Genomic DNA, 20,720 nt, shown 5'->3' on the forward strand with positions numbered 1-20,720 from the left:
GGCGTACAAGGCCACAGCTACTTCCCCCACGTCCACCAGGCGGCGGGCGTAGGGCTTAAGGAAAGCCGGGTAATACCGAGATTCCCGATCCCTAGGGACCTTCAGGTCCACCTGGCCGAAGGTGGTCTCCAGCTTGCGGGGGTAGTAGCCGTTCCTGCGCCCCCCGTGCACCTGCAAGAAGGCTGTCCGGTCCAGCTCCAGAACCGTCTGCAGAACCTCGGCTACTGTCTCCCGCACCGCTTCCCTCAGCAAGATCCGCAAGGTATCCTGGTCCACGGGGCACCTCCTCGTTCCAAGGTGTGCCCCCCTATTAAACACGGACCCTTACACATAAATCCTTACACGACCATGAAGACCGTGGCCTTGCGCGAGGCTTTGCTCCAGATCCCCAACTCCTGGCCCCACAATCGACGATTTGTGGGGTCTCTTAGCCCTCATCCTGGTGGCCTCTTCCTGCCGCGTAGACTCCCTGCGATGTGTGGAGCACTACGAGAGGGGCCTGGCGGCTTGACTGCCCGGGCCAATCCTCACCTTCTCAAGCCACGGGCTTCGCCCGTGACGCCCCACCTGGGCTTGCGCAAGCCCTCGGGCTACACCATGTTCACCCTCCTCGTCAATCCCGTTGACCCGAGCGCGTTGATCCGGGGAAGCTCCGGGAGGCTCTCCTCAAGCTGTTTCTCTGGTGAGGAAGCAACCGGGTTTTCCCGAGGCGGAGCTGGGGGAGGTCCTAGTGGTGGACGGGAAACACTCCAGGGAAGCAGCAAGAGGAAGAGCCCCTAGGTCAGGCTTGTGGAGATCCTGGCCCTGCACCTGCAGATTCACCCTGGCCCAAGCCCTTTTAGAGCTCCTGGACCGCCTGGGGGCGGGGGGGTTTGAGGGCGAAGGGGTGGTGGGGAACGTGGATACCTGTACCTTGGTCACGCGAAGCGTACCTTAAGGACGGCTGACATGTGCGGGGAGTGGGGGACAGATCTTGGCGGGCCTCCGGGCCTTTCCGGTGTCCCTGCTGAACCGCAGTGGGATGCGGGAAAGGGAGGCGGCCCTTGAGGCCTTCTCCTTCAACCCCCCTTTCCACCCTGCGCTTTCCGGGGACACATGCAGCATGGCGGTCAGCTCTGGAGCCTCATGCTCATAAAGTTTAAAGGGATTTCACCTGCTTTCACCCTCAGCTGGGGGAGAATCAAAGTATGTTCCCCCAGCGTCTTCTGGTGGCCGTTTCCCCGGGACGAGAGGAGGCTCGGGTGCTGGCCCTCGCTCGCACCCTGAGCGCCTTGGGAGCGAGGGTTACCCTGGCTTACGTGGCCGACGTGTCCCCGGCGGTTATGGGCCTCGAGGGCCTGGACCCGGAGGAGGTCAGGAGGGCCTTCCAAGAGGCGGCGCGGGCTTACCTGGCCAGAGTGGAGGAACGGGCGCGGGAGATGGGTCTCGAGGCGGAAACCCTCTACTTGGAAGGCCCCGTAGGTCCTACCCTGGTCCAGGCCGCGCGGGGATATGACGGCGTCTTGGCGGGGGCCCGGGACCACACCCTCCTTGGGGCCCTCCTCCTGGGTTCGGTGGCCCTTTACCTGGTGCACCACCTGGACCGGCCCCTTTTCCTCGCCCGCGGGGAGCTGAAGGAGGGGCCCGTGGGCCTTTTGGCGGAGGAGGGGGAGACCGGGGGGCGGGCCTTCGCCTTGGCCCTGGACCTGGCCCGGGGTCTGGGGCGTCCTCTGCGCCTCCTGGGGGCTGTGCCCCACATTCCCCCGGCGGCAATCCCCCGGGAGCTGAGGGCGGACGAGGCGGTTATCGAAACTGGGGAGGTCGCTGAGGAGAGGGGTCTGGTGGAGCATCTCACCGACCGCGCCTGGGCCGAAGGGGTGGCGGCGGAGGCCGTGTTCCTACGGGAGCGCCTTTTCAGCCTCCTCAAGGAGGAGGAGTCCAGGTTGGGCCTCCTGGTGCTGCCCCACCATCCCCAGGCCCTCTGGGAAGAGGTGGCCTTCCCCGACACCTCCGTGCGGGCGGCCCTCCACCTGCACAAGCCCCTGGTCTTGATCCCCTAGAAGAGGGCTGCCTGAGCCTTCCTTCACACGGCGACTCTGTGTCCACCTCTAGGGGTGCCCGGGCCACCCGCCTCTCGGCCCCGGAGCCCAGGTGCCACGATCCCCGGTGGGGCCAAGGAGGCTGCACTTTCCTTTGGACGTGGGCCGCGCTCTCTAGAGGGCTCCTGTCTTGCCGTCCGAGTGTCCCCTTCGTCCTCGCCAAGGGGTTGGGGTGAGCTTCAGGAAAGATCTCTGGGCTAGACCCTTTTCCCCCCCAGGTACACCGCCTCCACCCGCAGGTCCTCGTCCAGCACCACCAGGTCTGCCCGCTTGCCGGGGGCGATCTCCCCCCGGTCCTCCAGGCCCAGGTAGCGGGCGGGGTAGGCGGAAAGCCTCCGGGCCGCCTCCTCCAGGGGGAGGCCAAACCCCACCAGCCTCCTCAAGGCCTCGTCCATGGTGAGGGTGCTCCCCGCGAGGCTCTCCCCAAGCCACACCCCCAGGCCCCGCTTCTCCACCCGGTGGGCCCCCAGGGGGTAGACCCCCTCCGGCATCCCCGCGGCGGCCACGGCGTCGGTGACGAAGTAGAGACCGGGGATGCTCTTCAGGGCGAGGCGGAGGGCGGCGGGGTGCACGTGGAGGCCGTCGGGGATGAGCTCGGCCCAGAGGCCCCGCTCCAGGGCGAGCCCCACCACCCCGGGCTCCCGGTGGTGGAGGGGGGTCATGGCGTTGTAGAGGTGGGTGAAGCCCACGGCCCCCGCCTCCAGGGCGGCCAGGGCCTCGAGGTAGCCCGCGGCGGTGTGGCCCATCTGGACCCGGACCCCCCGGCCCGCCAGGAGGCGCACCAGCTCCAGGGCCCCGGGGAGCTCGGGGGCCAGGGTGACCACCCGCACGGGGGCCAGGGCCAGGAGGTCTTCCATCAGGGCGGGGTCGGGGTTTTGGGGGAAGGGGGGCTGGGCCCCGAGGCGCTTCGGGCTGATGAAGGGGCCTTCCAGGTGGACCCCGAGGAGGGCCTCGCACGCCCCCATGGCCTCGGCGATTCCCCGAAGGGCCCGCCTGAGGTCCTCCGGGGGCGCGGTGACCGTGGTGGCGAGGAGGCCCGTGGTGCCGTGGCGGAGGTGGAAGCGGGCGGCCTCCAGGGCGGCCTCCTTCCCCTCCATGAAGTCGCGCCCCAGGCCCCCGTGGACGTGGAGGTCTAGGAAGCCGGGGAGGACGTAGGAGCCCTCCACGGGGGCCTCCTCCACGGCCAGGATGCGCTCGGCGAAGCGGACCCTCCCGCGCCTAAGGCCCTCCGGGGTGAGGATCGTGCCTTCCAAGGTCATGCCGCGCCTCCTAAAAGGGTTCCACCACCTGTCCTGCCCGCACGTCCCGCCCCCCGGTGGCCCGCCCCAGGACGTTGGGCCTCCCCAGGGCGTAGAGGTAGGCCAGAAGGGCGAAGGCCAGGGGCTCCCGCACCTTGGGGTTCTCCATGACCGCCACGGGGAGCCTTTCCCGGAGGAGGTCCACCAGCACCCGGTTCCGCGCCCCGCCCCCCGCCAGGAGGACCCGGTCCACGGGCCCCACGAAGCGGCGGTAGGCCTCGGCCACGCTCTCCGCGGTGAAGGCCAGGAGGGTCTTGAGGAGGCGGGCGGGGTCTTGGGGCCTTTCCGGGAGGGCCTCGAGGCGCCACACCTCCCGGCTCGGGGTGGGCCTGCGCATGCTCATCTTCCCCGCAGGCCTCCAGGGCATCAACTGGCCCCTCATCGTCACCAACTCCCTGGAGATGCGCCCCCTCACCGTGGGCCTCGCCGCGTTCCAGAACCAGTTTTCCACGGAGTGGACGGTGCTCATGGCGGGCCTCACCCTGGGGACCATCCCCCCCATCCTCGTCTTCCTCCTGGCCCAACGCTACTTCATCCAGGGGCTTACCCTGGGAAGCCTGAAGGGTTAGAGTGATGACATAAGGAGGTCAAGTGATGAAGCGTGGGTTCCTCGGGTTGGCGCTTACGGTTTTGGCGGCTATGGGTTTGGCCCAGGACCGCACCCAGGTCCTGGTCTACGGCGGGGACTTCACCGACCTCATCACCCTGGACCCGCAGGTGGTCTACGAGTTCAGCGGGGTCCTGATCGCCGACAACCTCTACGAGACCCTGGTGCGCTTTGAGGGCAACGACCTCTCCACCCTCCGCCCCGGCCTTGCGGAGAGCTGGAAGGTGGACCGGGGCAAGGAGGAGTGGATCCTCACCTTCAAGCTCCGCAAGGGGAGCCGCTTCTCCACGGGCCGGGAGGTGACGGCCAAGGACGTGGTCTTTAGCTTTGAGCGGGCCCTGGCCCTGAAGGGCCCGGGGTCCTTCCTCTTCACCGAGATCGCCGGGCTCAAGCCCGGGGCCACCAAGGCCCTGGACCCCTACACCGTGGAGGTGCGCATTCCCAAGACGGCCTCCCCCCAGTCCTTCCTCTCCATCCTCACCTTCACCATCGGGGGCGTCGTGGACTCGGAGGAGGTGCAGAAGAACGCCAAGGGGGGCGATTACGGCAAGGACTTCCTGAGCAGCAACTCCGCGGGTTCCGGGCCCTACCGCCTGGTGCGCTGGGACCGGGGGAGCCAGGTGCTCCTCGAGGCCAACCCCTACGCCCGCGTCAAGCCCAAGACCCCTCGGGTGATTCTCCGCTACATCCAGGAGCCCGCCGTCCTCCGCACCGCCTTGGAGTCCGGGGAGGTGGACATCGCCGAGGGGCTCACCCCTGAGGCCCTCAAGGCCATCGCCGCCAACCCCCGCTTCAAGGTGCTCCGGGCGGAGACCCTGCGCCTCCAGTACCTGGGCATGAACATGAAGGCGGGAAGTCCCTTCGCCCACCCCAAGGTGCGGGAGGCGGTGCGCTACGCGGTGAACCAGGACGAGCTCATCCAGGGCCTCCTCCAGGGGAACGCCCTGAAGATCCAGACCTTCATCCCCAAGGGGCTTCTGGGCTACAACCCCGCCACCCCCTACGCCTACGACCCCGCCCGGGCCAGGAAGCTCCTGGCCGAGGCGGGCTACCCCCAGGGCCTGGAGTTTGAGCTTCTGGTGAGCACCGGGATCTGCGGGGGTGGGGTGCCCTGCCCCGACGTGGCCGCCAAGCTCCAGGCCGACATGGCCAAGGCGGGCCTCCGGGCCAGGATCCGGGCCATCGCCAACGCCGAGCTTTTGGCCACCTACCGGGCGCAGAACCACCAGATGGTCCTCGCGGGCTGGAGCCCGGACTTCCCCGACCCCGACGGCAACGCCACCCCCTGGGCCGACTACGACGCCCGCTCCCTGGCCTGGCGGAACAGCTACCAGGACGAGGTGGCCGCCAAGCTGGCCCGTCAGGCGGCTCTGGAGACCGATCCCAAGAAGCGCCAGGCCCTCTACAAGGTGCTCACCGAGCGGGTGCTCCACCAGGGGCCCTACGCCGTCCTCTACCAGCCCGCCCAGCCCATCGCCCTCTCCGCCAAGGTGGAGGGGTTCCTCAAGAACCCCATGATGTCCTCCCCCCTGTGGCTCGTGGAGAAGAGGCCCTAGGGGTAAGGCCCGCTTAGGCCCGTGGGCCCCTCCACGGGCCTTCTCTTGGGAAGACCATGGCGGCCTACGTCCTGAAGCGGCTCGGCTACGCCCTCCTCGTGGGGCTGGGGATCACCTTCATCACCTTCTTCGTCTCCCAGGTGATCCCCATAGACCCTGCCGTGGCCGCCCTGGGGGAGAACGCCCGCGAGGAGCAGATCCGGGAGTTCCGGGAGCGCTACGGCCTGGATAAGCCCCTCCTGGTCCAGTATGGCCTTTATCTCCAGAGGCTTTTCCGGCTGGACCTGGGCCGCTCCCTGCGCACGGGAAGGCCCGTGGCCGAGGACCTGAAGGAGTTCTTCCCCGCGACCCTCGAGCTCGCCCTGAGCGCCTTCCTCGTGGCCCTGCTTCTCGGCCTTCCCGCAGGGGTGTGGGCCGCCCTCCGGCAAAACCGCCCCCCTGACCTCCTGGTGCGCCTCCTCGCCCTCCTCCTCGGCTCCACCCCGGTCTTCTTCCTGGCCATCCTCCTCCTGGACCTCCTCCACCGCCGCTTGGGCCTCCTGCCGGGGCCGGGCCGGCTGGACCCCTTCCTCCTGCCTCCCCCCCGGGTCACGGGGATGGTGAGCCTGGACGCCCTCCTGGCGGGGGACTGGGCGGCCTTCCGGGACGCCCTGGCCCACCTCGTCCTCCCGGCCTTCGTCCTGGGCTCCGCCTCCGCGGCCCTCCTCGCCCGGATGGTGCGGGCGGCCATGCTGGAGGTCCTCTCCCAGGACTACATCCGCACCGTCTGGGCCAAGGGGCTTTCCGAGCGGCAGGTGGTCCTCCGCCACGCCCTCAAGAACGCCGCCCTGCCCGTCCTGACCCTCCTCGGGGGGCTCCTCGGGGGGCTGCTTTCCGGGGCGGTGCTCACGGAGACCATCTTCTCCTGGCCCGGCCTCGGCCGCTACGTGACCCAGTCCGCCACCAGCCTGGACTTTCCCGCCGTCATGGGGGTCACCCTCCTGGTGGGGGTGGTCTACTCCCTCCTCAACCTCCTGGTGGACCTCCTCTACGCCCTTCTGGACCCGAGGATCCGCTATGCCTAGGCTCCTGCGCCGCTTCCTCCGCAACCCCGGGGCGGTCCTGGGCCTCGCCCTCCTCCTGGTCCTCCTCCTGGTGGCGGCCCTCGGCCCCGCCCTCGTGGGGGACCCCCTGGAGCAGAACATCGGGGAAAGGCTCAGGCCCCCAGGCCCCGCCCATCCCCTGGGCACCGACCAGCTCGGCCGGGACGTCCTGGCCCGGGTGGTCCACGGGGCCCGGATCAGCCTGGGGGTGGGGTTCGGGGTGGTCCTCCTGGCCTCGGCCCTGGGGGTGGCGGTGGGCCTCCTCGCCGGGGGGCTTGGCGGGTTCTGGGACAACCTCCTCATGCGCCTCACCGATGTCTTCTTCGCCTTCCCCTCCCTCATCCTGGCCATGGCCATCGCCGCGGCCCTCGGCCCCAACCTGACGAACACCGTCCTCGCCGTGGCCCTCGTCACCTGGCCCATCTACGCCAGGCTCGTGCGGGCCCAGGTCCTGGCCTTAAGGGAGCGGGAGTTCGTGGAGGCGGCGCGGGCCTTGGGGGCGGGGCAGGGGAGGATCCTCCTGAAGCACCTCCTCCCCAACAGCCTCACCCCCGTTTTGGTGCAGGCAAGCTACGAGGTGGGCTCGGCCATCCTCACCGCGGCGGGGCTTTCCTTCATCGGCTTCGGCGCCCAGCCCCCCACCCCCGAGTGGGGGGCCATGGTGGCGGAAACCCGCAACTACATGGCCGAAGCCCCCTGGGCGGCCACGGCCCCGGCGGTGGCCATCCTCCTCACCGTCTTGGCCTTCAACCTCCTGGGGGACGGCCTCCGGGACGCCCTGGACCCGAGGGGGCGCTGAGCTTGGAAAGGAGCGTGCCGTGAGTGCCCTGAACCCCGGTTTTCTCCAGGCCCTGAAGGAGGCCCTCGCCCTCTACCCCACCCCCTTCTACGCCTACGACTGGACCCGGGTGCGGGAGGGGGTGGAGAGGCTTAAGCGGGCCTTCCCCAAGGCCCGCCTCTTCTACGCCCTCAAGGCCAACCCCCGCCTAGGCCTCCTCCGGCGCCTCAGGGCCTTGGGCCTGGGGGCGGAGGCGGTCTCCTTGGGGGAGGTCCTCAGGGCCTACCGCGCGGGCTTCCTCCCGGAGGAGGTTCTCTGGAACGGCCCGGTGAAGACGGAGGAGGCCCTGAAGGCCCTCCAGGCAAGCCCTCCCCTGGTGGTCCTGGACTCCGAGGGCGACCTCCTGCGGGTGGCCCGCCTCCTTCCGGGGGCCAAGGTCCTCCTCCGGGTGAACCCGGACCTCCCCGTGGCCACCCACCCCCACCTGGCCACGGGGAGGGGGGAGAGCCAGTTCGGGGTCCTGCCCGAGGAGGTGCCGAGGCTCCTCGCCCTCGCCCGGGAGCGGGGCCTTAGGGTGCTCGGCCTCCACCTGCACCTGGGCTCCAAGCTGGAAGACCCCAGGGACTTCCTCGAGGGCTACCGGGTCCTGGAAGGGCTCTTCCCCGAGGTGGGGCCCGTGGAGGTGTTGGACCTCGGGGGCGGGTTCGGCCTGGGGCTGGACCTAAAGGCCCTGCGGGAAGCCATGGAGGCCCTGGCCCGGCTTTACGGGGCGGAGGTCTTCCTGGAGCCCGGCCGCTACCTGGTGGCCCAGGCCGGGGTGCTGGTGGCCCGGGTGGTGGGCTGGAAGCGCACCCGGCGGAACTACCTCCTCCTGGAGGCGGGCATGACCACCCTGTTGCGCCCGGCCCTCTACGGGGCCTTCCACCCCGTCCTTCCCCTTTACGAGGGGGAAGGGGAGGAGGTCTATGACCTGGCGGGCCCGGCCTGCGAGGCGGGGGACGTGCTCGCCCGGGGGGTCGCCCTTCCCCCGCCCAAGGAGGGGGACGCCCTGGCCTTCCTGGAGGCCGGGGCCTACGGGGCCAGCATGGCCCTTTCCTACCTGGACACCCCGAGGCCCTTGGAGCTCCTTTGGACCGGGGAGGGCTTTGAGGTCCTGAGGCGGCGGGAGCCCCTGGAGGCCCTCTGGGAGGGGGAGGCTTAGACCTCTTTGAAGAGGCCGAAGAGGGGCCAGTGGGCGGGCAGGCGCTCGGGGTGCCACTGGACCCCGAGGTAGAGGGGGTGGCCCTCCAGGACCACCGCCTCCACCAGGCCGTCCGGGGCTTTGGCCACGGGCTTAAGGCCCTTCCCCAGGGCCTTCAGGCCCTGGTGGTGGTAGGAGTTGACCCGGAAGGCCTTGGGGAAGAGGCGGCCTAGGGGGCTTTCCTCAAGAAGCTCCACCCCGTGGCCCAGGGCCCCCCAGGCGGGGGGGCTTTTCTGATGGTGCTGCAGGGCGAAGCCCGCCCGGCCCAGGTCCTGGTGGAGGCTTCCCCCCAGGGCCACGTTCAGCACCTGGACCCCCCGGCAGACCCCGAGGAGGGGAAGCCCCTTGGCCGCGGCGTAGCGGGCCAGGAAGATCTCCAGCCCGTCCCGCTCGGGGTCCACCTCCCCAAGCTCCGGGAGGGGTTCCTCCCCGTAAAGGGCGGGGTCCACGTCCCCCCCTCCCGGAAGGAGGAGGCCGTCCAGGTGGGGAAGAAGCCGCTCCAGGCGGGATTGGGGCTGGGGGGGAATCAGGACGTGGGCCAGGCCCTGGGAGGCCAGGGCCTCCAGGTAGGCCTCCTGGAGGCCCCAGAAGGGGCCGGCCTCGAGGGTCCTCCGCTGGGCGGCCACACCGATGAGGCGCATGGGGGGATTCTACCCGGGGAGTGGGAAACGGTCCAGGGATATAATCGCACCGATGGAGGCCAAGTGGGTCTACCTCAACCGCTTCGTTCTCCGGCCCCTGGAGGAGAGGGAGCGGAAGCCCCTCCTCTTGGGGGTTTCCTGGGAGCCCACCCCCTCTCTGGAGGAAAACCCCCATCGGCTCCTGGCGAGGGTGGCCAACCGGGTGGGCGGCCTGGCCGTCCCGTGGAAGGGGGGGCTTTTGGCCTGGTCCCCGCCCCACCTCCGGGAGGGGGAGGTGGGGGGCCTCGAGGGCCCCTACCGCTTCGCCCTCCGCCTCGAGGGGGAGGCCCTCCTGGACCCCTCCCGGCCTGAGGAGCGGGAGGCCCTCTCCCGCCTCGCCCAGAGGCGCCTGGAGGTGGGGTTGGCGGCCGCCTACGGCCGGGGCGGCTCCCACGAGGTGGAGGGAAGCCTCCTCCTGGGGAAGGAGGTCCGCGCGGGGGAGGGGTGGCGGGTCCGCAAGGGGGCTTACCTCAGGGCCCTGGTGGACGGGGGGGGCCGGATGCTCCTGGAGGTGGACATCGTCCACCGCATCCTGCCCACCCTAACCCTGGAGGCGTGGCTGGACCGCTACCCCGCCCCCCGCAGGGTCCGGAGCACCTACCCCGCCCCCTCGGGGCGGCGGCAGACCTGGACCCTCGTGGCCGTGGAGCCAGGCCTCTCCCCCGAGGGGGTGGACCTCGGGGGCGTGAGCCTTCTGGACTACCACGTGGGCAGGGGGAGGCTTCGGGAGAAGGGGCAGGCGGGCCGGGTGGTGCGGGTCCGGGACGAGAGGGGGAAAGAGGTCTACCACCTCTCGGGCCTCCTCCAGCCCGTGCTCACCCTGGAGGACCTGGCGGAGCTCGGCCTTGAAGGGGCCCTGGCCCTGCAGATCCCCCCCTCCGAGCGCTTCTCCCTCGCCCGCAAGGTGGCCGGGCATGTGGCCTCCCGGGTGTACGGGCTTAGGGACCCCAGGCCCGTGGAAGCCCGGGGCCACCTCCTGTCCCCTCCCCAGCTCAAGGCCCTTCGCGGCCAGAGGATCGCCAAGCCCGCGGAGGCCCTCCGGAGGGGGGTCCTCCAGGGCAGGCCCGCCAAGGTGGGGCTCTTGGTGGTGGAAGGGGAGCCTGCCTGGCCCGCGCCTCTCAGGAAGGCCCTCTTGGAGGTGGCCCGGGCCAGCGAGGTCCCCCTGGCCCTGGCGGAGCCTGTGGCCGTGGCGAGGAGGGACCTCCTGGGCCTGGACCTCGCCGCCATCTTGGAACGGCTCTCCCGGGAGGCGGGGGTGGACGCCCTTTTGGTCCAGACCCCGCCCCTCTCCCCGGAGGAGCGCAACCGCCTCAAGCGGGCCTGCCTGCAGCGGGGCCTCCCCAGCCAGTTCTTCAACCCGCCCCTGGAGGGGCACAAACTGGACAACGTCCTCTTGGGCCTGGTAAGCAAGCTGGGCTGGAGGGTGATGGCCCTGGACGGGGCCTACCCGGCGGAGCTCGCCGTGGGCTTCGATGCGGGCGCGGACGGTTCCAGAAGCCTCCGCTACGGGGGGGCGGCCTGCGCGGTGACCGCGGACGGCGGGCTTCTCTCTTGGCTCCTGCCCGAGGCCCAAAGGGGGGAGAGGATCCACGGGGAGGTGGTCTGGGGCATGCTCCAGGAGGCCCTCGTGGCCTTCCAGCGGGGGGCGGGCCGTTGGCCCCGACACGTCCTCCTCCTCCGGGACGGCAAGACCCAGAGGGAGGAGTTCACCCTAGCCCTTCGGGAGCTGGCCAAGGCGGGCATCGGTTACGACCTGGTCTCTGTGCGCAAAAGCGGCGGAGGCAGGATCTACCCCAAGGAAGGGGAAAGGCTGAGGGACGGCCTCTACGTCCCCTTGCCCGAGGCGGAGGGAAAGACCGCCTTCCTCCTCCTCACCGCCTACCCGGGGGAGGGGAGGATGAGGGCCACGCCCCGCCCCCTAAAGGTGGTGCACGAGGAGGGGTCCACCCCGGTGAGGGAGCTGGCCCGCCAGCTTTACCACCTCTCCCGCCTCTACCCGCCTAGCGGCTACCGCTTCCCGAGCCTTCCCGCCCCCCTCCACCTGGCGGACCGCCTGGTCCGGGAGGTGGGGCGCGTTGGGCTGAGCTCTCTCCAGGGCCTGGGCAGGGAGAAGCTTTTCTTCGTCTAGGGTCCGAGCATCTTCCCGGACAGGGCCGCCCTTGCCCGGGGCCATCGGGGATTGTCGTGCTCGCTGGCGGGGTGGGCGAAGGTCTTCCGTGAGCGGCCCCCTCTGTCGGGATTTGGCACGGAAAGGCGGCCCGGCCCATCTCGGATGGCCGCAGAAGAGCAGGTCCCGCCGGGCGTGGGGGACCCCTTTATCATGGGGACAAGGCCCGGCGGTTCGCGCCCCACCCTCCGGGCGCGCGGTGGGGGTGGGGCCCGGCGAAGGGGGTTGCGGGGTGGGGAAGCTGGAAGGGGATCTCTTGAAGTGGATCCAGCGCCTCGGGGTGGGCGTCCGGTTGGACGGAGAGCGTGTGGAGGTCTGGGGAGAACGCCTCGAGGAGGGGCAAAGGAAGGTCCTGGAGGCCGCCCTCCGGGAGCGCCTGAAGAGGTGTCGCGAACCCATTGAGGCGCGGCTCGTCCTGAGCTTGGACGGGACGCCCTTCGTGGACTTTCCCGTGATCCTGAGGGGGAGGGTTCCGGAAGAGGTCCTGGGGGTTTTCTCCCCCGGGGAGGACCTCCTCCAGGTGGAGGTGAGGGTGGATAGGGAGAGGCCGCCTTCCTTCCGGGTGGAGATTGGGGACGAAGACCTCGTCTACATCCTCCGCCCCTACCTCGAGGACCAGACAGAACGGTTTCTCCTCGCCGCCAGGGAAAAGGCGAGGGCCATCCTGGAAGTGTTCGGACGGGAGGGGAGGCCACTCCTCGAGGCCCTCTTCCTCTTCTCCGTGGAGGCGCGAAAGGGAAGGTTCACGTCCGTGGGCGAGGTGACCATGGCCCTCGAGGGGCTCTAGCCCGGTCCGGGGGGACACCGCCCTGCCTCAGGGCTCCTCCTCCATAAGCCTCAGGGCCTCCCTAAACCCCTTCCGGGACAGGCGGCCGGTCCCCAGGCCGTACTCCAGCCAAACCTGGAGGAGGTCCCGGTAATACCCCACCTCGCGCAGGAAAGCCGCGAGGGCCCTCGGCCTCAGGTCCTCCCAGGACCAGACCTCCCCCGTCACCTCCTCCCCGTGGCGGAAGACCCGGGGGAAGGGGAGGGGAGGCATCCCCGGAAGGAGGGGGATTGGGACCCGGGCCTCCCTCCCCTCCAGGACCAGGAGGGCGGCTTCCGGGTGGCGTTCCCAGAACTCCGGGAAGAGGCGGAGCCAGAAGCCCCCTTCCTCCCCCTCCCAAATCTCTAGGCCCGGCCCCGCCCAGCGGCGGAGCTCCTTGGGCCTAAGGGCCCTCTCCTGGGTAATGAGCAGCATCATTCGGACCCCCTCCCGAGGCTCCTTTTGCTCCCGGTACCAGGGCCGGTAGGCCAGGGGGAACCTGGGGCGGCTGGGGGAGGGGGGCTTACGCTCGGGGCGAGCAAAGGAGGGCTGTTCCCCCCAGGTGGCCTGCGGTCCTTGCTTCTTCGCCTCGGTCCGCTCCTTCCCCTCGGGCCAGAAGGCCTCCACCCAGAAGGCGGGGGGGAGTCCGTCCAGGAAGGCCAGAAGGCGGACCTCTGACCGGGCCTGCTCTAGGAGGGCGCGGTCCTCCCTCCGACCCCCCTTCTCCACAGTCCTTTCCCCACAGAGGACCTCCGCCAGGGCCCGGGCGTAGCCTCCCCCGAGGTAGGGGTGGAGACGCAGGGCCTGGCGGAGCTTCGCACAGGCCTCTTCCCGCTCCCCCAAGGAGAGGCGGTGGAGGGCCTCTCTGCCCAGGTTGAGGGCCCGGCCGATGGGGTCTTCCCCCCGCGGGCCCATGGCGAGGTGCCGCTCGGCTTCCTCTCGGAAAGCCTTCGCTTGCAGGGCGCCGAGGTTTCCCGCCTTCGCCTCCACCAGGGCCTGGAGAAGGAGGCTTTGGAAGGAGCGCCTGGGCCGGGTCACGGTCTCCCCCCGTGCGGGCTGGAGGCCAGGGCGGCCCAGAGGGCGTGGCGGTACTCGGCCACCAGGTCCCAGTCGTATCCCCCCTCAGGGAAGGGGCAGGGCTCGGGGCCCCCGCCCTCCCAGGCCTTGGCCAGGGCCTCGTACCAGGCGGGAAAGTACTTGGCCAGGACGGGGGAGGGCACCCTGGGCCCCTTGTCGTTCAGGCGGGAGGCCTCGTAGAGCTCCCTTTTCCCCGTGGGCTGGTTCCGGGCCACCTGGCAGGTGTAGTCCCCCGGTGCCCCGTCCTGGTAGAGGAGCACGTGGGTCCCCCGCTTCCCCTTCTTTGCCGCCAGGTGGGGGAACACGTTCTCAAAGGGGTTGGGACAGGAGATCCCTGACCCTGTAGGCTCCTTCAGGAAGTGGAACACCCAGCTTGCGGCCATGGCCCGCTCAAAGGCTGCCGAGTCCACCCCGTAGGACCTTTCCAGAAGGAGAAAGACTCCCCGGAAGGCTCCCACCAGGGGGGTGGCCGCGGCCCAGGCCTCGGGCACCCGGCCCAGGGGCAGGTCCTTGAGCCTCAGGGGGGCGAAGTCGGCTAGGAAGGGCCTCAGCTTCTTCAAGAGCCTCAGCACCAGTCCCCGGGGATGGTCCCTCAGGTAGAGCTCCTCCACCACCTCTCGCAGGTCCTCCGTGGAGGCCCCGTTGGCAAGCCCCAGGAAGGTTTGCTCCTCCCTCGCCAGGGCGGCGAGGAGCTTCCTGGCGCTCTCCTCCTCCTGCAGAAACTCCAGGAGACTCTCCTTCAAGGCCTCCCCCGTGGCCCAGCGGAGGTCAGCCCCCAGCCTGTGGGCCTCCAGGGCGAGGAGGAGGAGCTTAAGCCCCTCGCAGAGGACCCCGTTCCGGTGGAGGCCGAGCCTCCGGAGGAGGTCGTCGTCCAACCGGGGAAGTTCCTTCAGGGCCGCAAGGCCCAGGAGGCCGGGGGGGCGCCCGGGCCTCCCTTCCTCCGTCTGCCTCATGCCCCCAGCATAACCAAAATCCCCTTTTCCTGAAAAGCCTCCGGTCTTTGCGAAATCCGGCTTTCGCCCTGGAGAGGGCGCGGGATAGCCTGAAGCCGGGTGGACTTATGGAGGGGCGCGGAGCGGGCAGAAAGGTGGGACGGGCGGCCTTGGTCCTCCTCTTTGCGGCCCTGATCACGGGAGCCGCCCCCCGGACGGAGGGCCCTGGGCCGTTCCGGGTCCGGACCCTTGTGGACGAGATTGACGCCGGGGGGTGGCTCCACTACATGGCCTACGGGGCCGGGGTCTTCGCGGTCGTGGGCCCCTTCCGCATCCTGGTCTCCAAGGACGGGGTGCACTGGAAGACCTTTTACGCCCCTGCCCGGATGAACTCCGTGGAGTACACGGAGGTGGGCTTCCTGGCCGTGGGCAACGCGGGCACCTTGATGGCCTCCAAGGACGGATGGAGCTGGAAGCGGTACAAGGTGGGGCGGGACTTGGAGTGGGATCTCTTCGGCGTGGCCTACGGCGGGGGATGGTACTTCGTGGAGGCCAACAAAGGGGTCATCCTGGCCTCCCGGAACCTCCGGGACTGGGTGAGGTTGCTTGAGGACCCGGACATGACCGGCATGGTCTACGGCAACGGCCGTCTGGTGGTGGGCAGCCTTTGGAAGCTCCACGTGGTGGAGCCCGTAAGGAGGTAGGTATGGCCATCGCTTCGGTGCGGCGCAGGGGGAACTATCTGGACGTGTACGACGAGCGGGGGAGGCGGATCGGGGGCTTTGGGATCTCCACCCAGGACGAGCTCCTGGGCTGGACGGCGGACACGGTGATCGTCCGCCGGGGGCGGACCGTCTACCACTACGACGCCCGGGGCCGGGTGAAGGGCACCCGCCCCGCCTAGGGGGGAGAGGATGCGCCGGGTGGACCTGGGCAGGCTCTCCGTCTGGCTCTTCGGGGGCCTGGGGGAGATCGGGGGAAACCAGGTTCTCCTGTACACGGCGGAGGGAGGGCTCCTCCTGGACTTCGGCCGGCCCTTTGGCCGCTGGGGGGCCTACTTCACGGAGTTCCTCTCCCCCCGCACCTCGGGCCTTGGGCTTCGGGACCTCCTCTTCCTCCGGCTTCTGCCCCCCGTCCCCGGCCTCTACCGGGACGGGACGGGGGACACCCTCCTGCCCACGGAGCTGGAGCGGGAGCTGCTGGGGGGGCTTCCCCTGGACGGGGGGAAGGTTCTGGCCCTCCTCCTCTCCCACGCCCACCTGGACCACACCGGGTCCGTGGGCTACCTGCGGCAGGACCTTCCCGTGGTGACCACCGCGGCCACCGCCGCCATCGTCAAGGCCATGCAGGACACCGCCCAGGCGGGCGTGGACGGGGAGGCGGCCTACCTCAGCCCCAGGCTCCCCAAGGAGGACACGGGGCTCCTGGAAGGGGACCGCAAGCGCTACCTCCGCCGGCCCTACCGCCTTCTTGGGCGCCTCCAGGCCTTTCCCCACCGCTCCCCCGCCGTCCAGAAGACCCTGGAGGGCCACCCCTGGGAGGAGGCTTCCTCCCCCCTCGCCCTGGGGCCCTTCCGGGTGGAGGCCCTTCCCGTGGACCACTCCGTCCCCGGGGCCGCGGCCTTCGTCGTGGAGACCCCCGAGGGGCTTGTGGTCTACACGGGGGACCTGCGGCGCCACGGCCGCTGGGGGGCCAAGACGGAGGCCTTCCTCCGGGCCCTGGAGGGGGGGGAGGTCTTCCTCCTCCTGGTGGAGGGGACGCGGCTTGGGGAGCCGGGGCGGGCCCGCACGGAGGAGGAGGTGAAGCAGGCCCTCCACGCCGAGGTGGCTCGGTGGGAGGGGGCCCCGGTGGTGGTGGACTTCGCCCCCCGCAACCTGGAAAGGCTCCTCTCCACCCTGGAGGTGGCCTGGGAGGTGGGACGGAGGCTCGTGGTCACCGCCAAGGACGCCTACCTCCTCTGGGGGTTGGCGGAGGCGGAACCCCATCCCTGGGAGGCCGTCCTCCGGGAGGTCTTGGTCCTGAGGGAGGGCAAGAACCGGACCTCGGGCTGGGAGCGGGCCCTCTGGGACGAAGCCCCGGTCCAGGGGATCTCCCCGGAGGAGGTGGCGCAGGACCTGGGGGCCTACCTCCTGGCTCTGGGCTTCTACGAGGTGAACCGCCTCCTGGACCTGCGGCTTCTGGAGAGGAAGGCGGGGAGGGTCCCAAGGCGGGGGGCCTACATCTTCAGCAACTCCTACTGGGCCGACCAGGAGCAGATCCTGGACCTCAAGGTCCTCCTCCGGTGGCTGGAGGCCCTGGACTTCCGCCTCCTCCCGGAGGGTTTGGCCGAACTTCCTCAGGACCCCCAGGGGGTGAAAAACCCCTTCCACACCTCCGGCCACGCTCCCGAGGCGGACCTCCGGGAGGTGGCGGAGCGCCTGCGGCCCCGCTACCTCCTGCCCATCCACACGGAGCGGCCCGAGCGGTGGCGGGAGGTCTACGAGGGGGAGGTCTTGCTTCCATGAAGGCAATCCACTTTTTGCGAAACCCGTCTTCCGTCTGGCGAGGGTTGGCCCCATCCTGGTCCTGAGGAGGTGAAGCGTGGGAAGGGACATCCCCATCACGGTCCACAACCTGGGCTCCCCCGAGGGCAAAAAGCTGGACTTCGCCCGCGAGGAGCTCTACAGGCGCATGGACGCCCCCATGATGAACCTGGCCATCCGCATCCCTGTCTACCTGGTGAACGAGGCCCAGATGGACCTCCTCTACCCTCCGGAGCGCCGCCGCTTCTTCCCCGAAGAACCCCTCCGGCGGCGCCTCCGGGAGCTGAGGGAGCGCGAGCCTCGGGACGACGAGGACCCCTTCGCCCCCCTGGAGGACCTGGACCGGTGGGGGGAGGACCTCTGGAACTGGAATAGGGTGAAGGACGTGGTGGCCGTGGGGCTTTACCTGAGCGGGTCCGCCATGGGAGCGCGGGGCAAGGCCTTCAGGGAGGAGGTCTTGCGCCTGGGGGAGGAGAAGGCCCGCACGGAGGGGGCGGAGGAGGCCTTCCTGGACCACGAGGGCCCCGCCATCTTCCTCTGCCCGGAGCGGGTGGTGGGGTGGGCGGCGAAGAGAGGCGTGCGCGTTGCCCTGGTCCAGGACAAGGTTTATTACCACGAGCTGGGCCACGCCCTGATGGACACCGCGGACCCTTACCCCGACCCTTACAGGGAGAGCTGGGGCCGGGTGGTGGAGGAGAGCCTGGCCAACCTGGTGGCCTGGAGGCGGTTCCAGGGGAAGGAGGCCGCCTGGGTGGCCCGGCTCATCCGGGAACAACCGCCCGAGTACCGGGGGTATGCGGCCGCTGCCCTTCGCCCCTTTCCCTACTACGAGGTCCTTTGGAACCCCTTCTTCCGCGAGTTCTGGGAGGACTACCTCCGCTGGAGTCTGCGGCGCGGCTTTCCGGACCCCTTCCTGCCCTCCCTCTTCCCGCCGCTTCCCATGGACCTAGGAGAGTGGAACCTCCTCGCCTGGCGGGAGGCGAAGCGGCTGGGGCTTTGGCGGCGCCCCGAGGTGGCCCGGCCCTGGAGGGCCTTTGCCAAAGGCCTCCTGGAAGAAGCCTTGGGGGCCTAAAGGAGGGCACGTGAACAGGAAGGAGGCCGAGAAGGTAGCGGAGGCCCTCGCCTGGCTCCTCAAGTGCTTTGGGCGCCGGGAGGAGCTTGTCTTGGACTTCGCCGGGAGCGGGGAGCTCGCCCTGTGGCCCTCCACAGAGCCCTGGGGGCCGCCGGCCTTTTTGGTCTCCCTTTCAGGGGAGGTGCGGGCCTGGCGCCTCTCCCTGGGCTACCTGGCTGGCGACCAGGCGAGGCGGGCCGGTTACCTGGGCCTCGAGGTCACCCTGCAGCACCAGGAGCTGGGACACTGGGACGGGGAGAGGATCCGGTGGAAGGGGATGGATGCCTTTCCCGAGGGCCTCGAGCCTGCGGGGCAGGCGGAATGCTGGAAGGCTGGGGTCATAGTGACGTGCATACCTATTCCCGGAGGGGGAACACTGACGACATGCTACTTTGCCTTCCCCCGTGACTTCCCTCCCTTGGACTTCCGGGGGGCATTTGTGGAGGAGAGGCGGAGAATAGGGGAAACTACCCTGCTCACCCTTCGGATCCACGTGGCCCTCTCCCCGGAGGAGGGGGTCACGGTGGTCTGGCCCCTCCGGGTAAAGGCCTGGTTTAGGTAAACCCGGCTTCCCCAAGCCCCAGACGGGGCGGTGCGGTATGACAGCGTGTGGTATGCGGGTGACCGTTGCCTTCCCCACCACCTGGCCCAGGAGGTGGAGACCTACCGCAAGGCCCGCCGCGGCCTCAGCCTCTCCGCTCTGGTGCGGGAGCTCCTCAAGCGCCCTGAGGCCCTCCTGGAAGCGGCGGGCCTGGTGGAAAGGGCCGGGCTCTCCGCCCGGGAGCACAACGCTCTCATCCGCGAGGAATGGTGATCCCACGGAGGAGGCCCGGGGCGACCTGGCGTAAGATAAAGTTAGAATGCTTACTCCTCTGGCTCAATCTACCCTTACCCACTTTTTCATCAAGCTACTGGAAAACGAAAAGTTCCTGGATGTCTACTACAAGGCTTTTGACGCAAAGCGCTTCAATAGCGAGTCCGAGAGGACCGAGTACCTAAGGTACTTCTGGTTTGGCAACTCGTTCAGGACCTTGCTAAACCTGTTCTTTTCAAGGGAGTCCATACACGCCATGGACTTCCAAGACGGGGTAGCCCAGGAGGAGAACCCTCCCGAGTTCAGGGACGAGGAGCTAGACGAGTTCCTTAGCCTCTCTAGGGAGGAGCGGTGCAAGTACCGTCTGGCCTTCCCCTTCCTTGAGAACGAGGGGACGATGTGGAGGCACCTCTCGTTCTTGCGTCCCACCGTTATTAGAAAGGTCCTCAATAGCGCTCGCTCTAGGCTCACCACCGAGGTTGGGGATACAAACATAGTCCACGAAACTTACGAACTCACCCTGCCAACCTCCGTTCGTAGGACCTACCTCTCTAGGCTCTCCTCCCTCGTTAGGCCATTCTCCACCGGGAATAGGAGGTACCTCCTCACCTCTCAAGTCTTTCACAAGGATTTGCTAGACCTTAACCTGAACGAAAGCGAGGGCTCCTCGGACGAGGGGGATGAGGTGGACAGGCTTTTGAGCAAGCTTTCTAGCTTTAACTACACTCTCCTCCAGAGGTTCCCTTCTGTGGTCGGCTCTTCGGTAAACCAGTTGGCGGAGGCCGCCCTCTCTGTTCTGGATAAACGGCTTGATAGCGGGGCTAGCCCCTTGCTCTTCATCCACTTCGTCCACGCCCTGGCGTACACCGTCTTTATGGCCTCTCTGGGGCATGGTGGACACTTCTTTGCCTCTATGATTCGGGAAAGTAGAAACCCCAGGTCAAACAAGTATAGACTTCTCCTCGCCCTGGTCCTGGAGAAGGAGCTTATGAAAATAGAGGTCCTTCTAGCTGGTGCCTCTGTGGGTCTGGTGGTTAGAGAAATATTATCCAATACCGCCAAGAACCCCGAGGGCATTTACATACCCTCCGTCACCCCCTCACTTCCTTCTGGCAACTCTCTTAGCTCGTTCTCCAGACAAGTTACGAGGTTGTATTTTGACTTCATCATTAAGACTTTTGCTCGTTTGGGGTTTGATGCCACTAAGGTAGGGAGGTTGGCTATCCCTGTTTTTGTGCCCATAGACCGGGTGTTCCACTCTGGGAGCATGGCCCTTGAGTCCAAGTCCTTCCCTGTGAAGAGAATTCAGGCTAGCCTGGTGGCGGCTTCTATTGAATCACTCCACGAAGATTCTTTACAGGTTGATAACATAAAGAGGGTTGCTAGCCAACTCCCATCCTTCGCTACCATGGACGCTGAGGTGTCTAGGGAGTTTAGAACTGGCCTTTCTTTGGCCAAGCCAAGCGGAGGCCCAACGGGTCAGCCCCGGAGAGGCTAGGTTCCAAAAGAGGCCCCGCTCGTTCATCGCCGGCATGATGCTTTTCCGTGAGGGAAACGGCTTGTGGAGTAGCCACCAAAAGCCCCCAAGGGTTCTACCCCCACGGCGGCCTCGAGGTCCGGGAAGAGGCCGAGAGCGTTCGGCTTGAGGTGGTTCTCAAGGCTCCGGAGCGCTTCCCCGAGGATTTGGAGCGGGTCCTCAAGGAGAACGGCCGGGCGCCCGGGGCCGAGGCCTTATGGGAAGCCCCGGTAGGGACGTTCTGGGGGCCTGCCCCCTTGTTTGACCTGTGGTCGGGACCTTCCCGAGGGGTGGGGTAGACGGCTGCGGGCTTCGGGACGGTAGTATGGAGACTGCCTGGGCCTCTCGGCCGCGTTGCAGGTTTTTGTTGCCCAAACCCTCTAAAAAAGCCCCTAAAACCCCTGAAATTTAGGGATCCGTGAGGCCCGGGCGTTTTTTTGGTGGGGTGACGGAGGGG

At 68.6% G+C, this 20,720-nt stretch carries 22 protein-coding genes; 16 read left to right on the forward strand and 6 right to left on the reverse strand.

All coding sequences use genetic code 11. The features are described 5' to 3' along the window. Nucleotides 1-318: transposase (locus tag BLP62_RS08455; protein WP_176758174.1), on the reverse strand; the 318-nt coding region annotated here is incomplete at its 3' end. Between the two features lie 869 nt (nt 319-1,187). Between BLP62_RS08455 and BLP62_RS08465 the strand changes: the two genes are divergently transcribed. Beyond that, nucleotides 1,188-2,039, forward strand: coding sequence for a universal stress protein (locus BLP62_RS08465; RefSeq protein ID WP_093007713.1), 852 nt, complete (start codon nt 1,188-1,190; stop codon nt 2,037-2,039). Between the two features lie 236 nt (nt 2,040-2,275). On the opposite strand, the gene nagA is transcribed toward BLP62_RS08465, so the two are convergent. Both nagA and BLP62_RS08475 read right to left on the reverse strand, forming a co-directional pair. Beyond that, complete coding sequence (nagA, locus tag BLP62_RS08470) at nt 2,276-3,337, reverse strand: N-acetylglucosamine-6-phosphate deacetylase (protein WP_093007715.1); 1,062 nt, start codon at nt 3,335-3,337, stop codon at nt 2,276-2,278. 10 nt (nt 3,338-3,347) lie between these two features. Then, nucleotides 3,348-3,713 carry an anhydro-N-acetylmuramic acid kinase gene (locus BLP62_RS08475; protein ID WP_241374228.1) on the reverse strand — a complete coding sequence of 122 codons (366 nt, stop codon included), beginning with the start codon at nt 3,711-3,713 and terminating at the stop codon, nt 3,348-3,350. Here BLP62_RS08475 and BLP62_RS08480 point away from each other — a divergent pair. Genes BLP62_RS08480 through lysA form a run of 5 tightly spaced genes read left to right on the forward strand, consistent with a single transcriptional unit; the run spans nt 3,712 to nt 8,600 of the window. Further along, nucleotides 3,712-3,945: an ABC transporter permease family protein gene (locus BLP62_RS08480; RefSeq protein ID WP_241374226.1), complete on the forward strand. Its 234-nt coding sequence runs from the start codon at nt 3,712-3,714 to the stop codon at nt 3,943-3,945. The two genes, BLP62_RS08475 and BLP62_RS08480, sit on opposite strands and share 2 nt — an antisense overlap. Nucleotides 3,946-3,970: 25 nt before the next feature. Continuing rightward, entirely contained in the window at nt 3,971-5,539 is a 1,569-nt protein-coding gene (locus BLP62_RS08485) for an ABC transporter substrate-binding protein (RefSeq protein WP_093007719.1), read from the forward strand. Nucleotides 5,540-5,595: 56 nt separating this feature from the next. Then, complete coding sequence (locus BLP62_RS08490) at nt 5,596-6,603, forward strand: ABC transporter permease (protein WP_093007721.1); 1,008 nt, start codon at nt 5,596-5,598, stop codon at nt 6,601-6,603. Further along, entirely contained in the window at nt 6,596-7,420 is an 825-nt protein-coding gene (gene nikC, locus BLP62_RS08495; protein WP_093007723.1) for a nickel transporter permease, read from the forward strand. Before BLP62_RS08490 ends, nikC begins: the two co-directional genes overlap by 8 nt. 19 nt (nt 7,421-7,439) lie before the next feature. Further along, on the forward strand, nt 7,440-8,600 hold the full coding sequence (gene lysA, locus BLP62_RS08500) for a diaminopimelate decarboxylase (RefSeq protein WP_093007724.1): 1,161 nt from the start codon (nt 7,440-7,442) through the stop codon (nt 8,598-8,600). Here lysA and BLP62_RS08505 read toward each other — a convergent pair. Continuing rightward, nucleotides 8,597-9,280 carry a gamma-glutamyl-gamma-aminobutyrate hydrolase family protein gene (locus BLP62_RS08505; protein WP_093007726.1) on the reverse strand — a complete coding sequence of 228 codons (684 nt, stop codon included), beginning with the start codon at nt 9,278-9,280 and terminating at the stop codon, nt 8,597-8,599. The genes lysA and BLP62_RS08505 overlap by 4 nt on opposite strands. Before the next feature lie 52 nt (nt 9,281-9,332). Between BLP62_RS08505 and BLP62_RS08510 the strand changes: the two genes are divergently transcribed. Beyond that, nucleotides 9,333-11,447 carry an argonaute PAZ domain-containing protein gene (locus tag BLP62_RS08510; protein WP_093007728.1) on the forward strand — a complete coding sequence of 705 codons (2,115 nt, stop codon included), beginning with the start codon at nt 9,333-9,335 and terminating at the stop codon, nt 11,445-11,447. A gap of 271 nt (nt 11,448-11,718) precedes the next feature. Then, nucleotides 11,719-12,273, forward strand: coding sequence for a hypothetical protein (locus BLP62_RS08515; protein ID WP_093007730.1), 555 nt, complete (start codon nt 11,719-11,721; stop codon nt 12,271-12,273). A gap of 27 nt (nt 12,274-12,300) precedes the next feature. On the opposite strand, the gene BLP62_RS14395 is transcribed toward BLP62_RS08515, so the two are convergent. Together BLP62_RS14395 and BLP62_RS08525 are read right to left on the reverse strand one after the other, a co-directional pair. Then, nucleotides 12,301-13,329, reverse strand: coding sequence for a hypothetical protein (locus BLP62_RS14395; protein ID WP_093007732.1), 1,029 nt, complete (start codon nt 13,327-13,329; stop codon nt 12,301-12,303). After that, nucleotides 13,326-14,321 (reverse strand): hypothetical protein, encoded by a 996-nt coding sequence (locus BLP62_RS08525; protein ID WP_093007734.1) that lies wholly within the window; start codon nt 14,319-14,321, stop codon nt 13,326-13,328. The genes BLP62_RS14395 and BLP62_RS08525 overlap by 4 nt, the downstream gene beginning before the upstream one ends. Nucleotides 14,322-14,428: 107 nt before the next feature. On the opposite strand from BLP62_RS08525, the gene BLP62_RS08530 reads away from it, so the two are divergent. From BLP62_RS08530 to BLP62_RS08565, 8 genes are all read left to right on the forward strand, one after another. Continuing rightward, entirely contained in the window at nt 14,429-15,004 is a 576-nt protein-coding gene (locus tag BLP62_RS08530) for a hypothetical protein (RefSeq protein ID WP_093007736.1), read from the forward strand. Between the two features lie 2 nt (nt 15,005-15,006). Next, the gene (locus tag BLP62_RS08535; protein WP_038039435.1) at nt 15,007-15,204 is read left to right on the forward strand and encodes a hypothetical protein; all 198 of its coding nucleotides are present in this window, start codon (nt 15,007-15,009) and stop codon (nt 15,202-15,204) included. A gap of 10 nt (nt 15,205-15,214) precedes the next feature. Beyond that, the gene (locus tag BLP62_RS14400) at nt 15,215-16,804 is read left to right on the forward strand and encodes an MBL fold metallo-hydrolase (RefSeq protein ID WP_093007738.1); all 1,590 of its coding nucleotides are present in this window, start codon (nt 15,215-15,217) and stop codon (nt 16,802-16,804) included. Between the two features lie 76 nt (nt 16,805-16,880). Continuing rightward, the gene (locus BLP62_RS08545; protein WP_093007740.1) at nt 16,881-17,894 is read left to right on the forward strand and encodes a hypothetical protein; all 1,014 of its coding nucleotides are present in this window, start codon (nt 16,881-16,883) and stop codon (nt 17,892-17,894) included. A gap of 10 nt (nt 17,895-17,904) precedes the next feature. Next, nucleotides 17,905-18,495, forward strand: a complete 591-nt coding sequence (locus BLP62_RS08550; protein ID WP_093007742.1) for a hypothetical protein — start codon at nt 17,905-17,907, stop codon at nt 18,493-18,495. Nucleotides 18,496-18,540: 45 nt separating this feature from the next. After that, nucleotides 18,541-18,747, forward strand: a complete 207-nt coding sequence (locus BLP62_RS08555) for a CopG family transcriptional regulator (protein WP_241374223.1) — start codon at nt 18,541-18,543, stop codon at nt 18,745-18,747. 46 nt (nt 18,748-18,793) lie between these two features. Continuing rightward, nucleotides 18,794-20,245 (forward strand): hypothetical protein, encoded by a 1,452-nt coding sequence (locus BLP62_RS08560; protein WP_093007744.1) that lies wholly within the window; start codon nt 18,794-18,796, stop codon nt 20,243-20,245. Nucleotides 20,246-20,292: 47 nt separating this feature from the next. Further along, the gene (locus BLP62_RS08565; RefSeq protein ID WP_093007746.1) at nt 20,293-20,562 is read left to right on the forward strand and encodes a hypothetical protein; all 270 of its coding nucleotides are present in this window, start codon (nt 20,293-20,295) and stop codon (nt 20,560-20,562) included. Nucleotides 20,563-20,720 lie beyond the last annotated feature (158 nt).

Origin of the sequence: Thermus arciformis (assembly GCF_900102145.1) — a bacterium.
GTDB classification, from domain to species: Bacteria; Deinococcota; Deinococci; order Deinococcales; family Thermaceae; genus Thermus; species Thermus arciformis.